The sequence below is a fragment of the Caballeronia sp. GAWG1-1 genome (assembly GCF_023631465.1).
GTDB lineage: Bacteria > Pseudomonadota > Gammaproteobacteria > Burkholderiales > Burkholderiaceae > Caballeronia.
The window spans coordinates 1-2,037 of record NZ_JALQDB010000089.1 but is presented as its reverse complement, the minus strand read 5'-3'; the positions used below and the strand labels follow the sequence as shown (position 1 = coordinate 2,037).

Here is a 2,037-nt window from a genome sequence, read left to right as displayed (position 1 = left end):
TCTTCGGCTTCGATGCCGTCCGGCTCGTAGGTCCACGTGATCTTTTCGTAGGTGAACGCGAGATCTTCCATGTGACCCATCTGTTTGTTGTTCGGGTCGAGGCAGTTCGGCGTCCAGGACTGCATGTGCGTGAGGATCGCGTTCTCGAGTTTGGCGGTGTAGTACTTCTCTTCCGTGCCCTTCGGCGAAATGCGATAGAACTCCAGCGTCACGGTCTTCATCTGCTCGCCGGAGGTGAGCGCCTGATAGAGCTTCGGGCTGGACTTGTCGATTTCCTTGGTCACCGACATCGCGCCATGCACGCGCTTGCCCGTGGGCAGACCCGTTTGCGGGCTCTTCGGGATCTCGATGGTGTGATCCACGGCCTGCACGAGGATCTTGCCTTCGTGGCCCTGAACCTTCGTGGAACCTTCGATCTTTCCTTGATTCTGACCTTCGAGGGTCAGGTAGCATGGCATCGGCATGGTGGCCTCCAGTTGCCGTTATGGTTTGTCCGCGTGTCGCTTCTTGACTTGATGCATCGACTCGATGCGCCCATTTACGTGTAGGTGTCGGAGCGCATGAACACAGTGTGAGCGCGGGCGGTTACCGCCTCGTTGCAGGTGACCGCCCGCGTGTTACGGATGAAACCTGGCCGAAGCGCCGCTTATGTTCGCGGCTGCCTCGAACCCGATGCGCGCATCAGGCAGTTTCCAGCTTGCCGACGAGCGACAGCGTGAACGACGCGCCCATGTACTTGAAATGCGGGCGCACCTTCATGTCGACCTTGTACCAGCCCGGTTCGCCTTCCACGTCGAGCACGTTGATTTCGGCCTGACGCAACGGGCGGCGGCTGCGCACGCCCGGACTCGGGTTGTCCATGTCGGCGACGTACTGGCGAATCCAGTTGTTGAGTTCCTTCTCCAGATCGCCGCGCTCCTTCCACGTGCCGATGTTCTCGCGTTGCATCACCTTGATGTAGTGCGCCATGCGGCTCATGACGAACATGTACGGCAATTGCGTGCTGAGCTTGTAATTGAGCTCGGCTTCCTTGCCTTCTTTCGACTGGCCGAAGAACTTCGGTTTCTGCGCCGAGTTGGCGGAGAAGAACGCGGCGTTGTCGCTGTCCTTGCGCATGGTGAGCGCCATGAAACCTTGCTCGGCCAGCTCGAACTCGCGTCGTTCGGAAATCAGGATTTCGGTCGGAATCTTGTTCTGGATCTCGCCCATGGATTCGAACGAATACACCGGCAAGTCCTGCACCGTGCCGCCGCCTTGCGGGCCGATCACGTTGGCGCACCAGCGGTAGTCCGCGAAGCTTTCGGTGAGACGCGTGGCAAACGCGAAGGCCGCGTTGCCCCACAGGAACTGGTCGTTACCGCTCGACACGTCTTCCTTGTAGTTGAATTTCTTCGAAGGCGCCGTTTCCGGGCCATACGGCACGCGCAAGAGGAAATGCGGCGCGGTCAGGCCGACGTAGCGCGCATCTTCGCTTTCGCGGAAGGCGTTCCACTTGACGTACTTCGGACCTTCGAAGATGGACGACAGATCTTTCAGGTTCGGCAACTGATCGAACGAGTCGATGCCGAAGAAATCCGCGCCGGCGGCGGCGACGAAAGGCGTGTGACCCATCGCGGCGACGCTTGCCGAATATTGCAGCAGCTTGACATCGGGCGCGCTTGCATTGAACTCGTAGTTAGCGATGATCGCGCCGAACGGCTGGCCGCCGAACTGGCCGTATTCGGCCGTATAGACGTTCTTGTACAGCCCTGACTTGGTGATCTCGGGCGCGTCCTGGAAGTCGTCGAGCAGCTTCTGCTTGCTCACGCTCATCAACTGAATCTTGATGTTCTCGCGGAAGTTGGTGCGGTCCACCAGAAACTTGAGCGAGCGCCACGACGATTCCAGCTTCTGGAAGTCATCGTGATGCAGGATGGCATCGACCTGCGCGCACAGCTTGCGGTCGAGGCTCGCGATCATGTCGTCGACGGTCGCGGCGGTGACACGCTCCACCGAACGCTGCGGTTCGAGCAGTTGCGCGACGAACGCCTGAATACC

General features: G+C 59.6%; 2 protein-coding genes. Both read right to left on the bottom strand.

Annotated features, from left to right (window positions below; all coding sequences use genetic code 11):
• Nucleotides 1-464: Hcp family type VI secretion system effector (locus NCT03_RS33545; RefSeq protein ID WP_250470245.1), on the bottom strand; the 464-nt coding region annotated here is incomplete at its 3' end.
• 217 nt (nucleotides 465-681) lie between these two features.
• On the bottom strand, nucleotides 682-2,037 hold a 1,356-nt coding region (gene tssC / locus NCT03_RS33540), incomplete at its 5' end, for a type VI secretion system contractile sheath large subunit (RefSeq protein ID WP_250495501.1).